Consider the following 254-nt stretch of genomic DNA (forward strand, 5'->3'; position numbering starts at 1 on the left):
GCCGCGATGTCCTGTTCATCACGCAAACCGAATTGCTCAAGAAGCTGCATGCAGCACGGGCGACTGAGCTTTATGAACGCAAGTTGCAGCAGTTCGTGCGCGTTCCGGTGCTCATCGTCGATGACTTGGCTCTGTCGCATTAACGCGAGGGAGGTAAAATTCGAGGCTGACGAGAACGCTTTGGCCAAACGATGAAGAAGATACTGACCCCACGAACGACGCTTGCTCCGGGCATCGCCAAGGTTCTGAAGCGG

General features: G+C 55.5%; 1 protein-coding gene. It reads left to right on the forward strand.

Annotation, left to right across the window (positions count from 1 at the left end; genetic code table 11):
• Positions 1-17: 17 nt before the first annotated feature.
• On the forward strand, positions 18-143 hold the full coding sequence (locus ACLFKU_RS44835; RefSeq protein ID WP_410853532.1) for a hypothetical protein: 126 nt from the start codon (positions 18-20) through the stop codon (positions 141-143).
• Positions 144-254 lie beyond the last annotated feature (111 nt).

It is taken from the genome of Paraburkholderia sp. EG304, assembly GCF_046543485.1.
Classification (GTDB): Bacteria; Pseudomonadota; Gammaproteobacteria; order Burkholderiales; family Burkholderiaceae; genus Paraburkholderia; species Paraburkholderia youngii.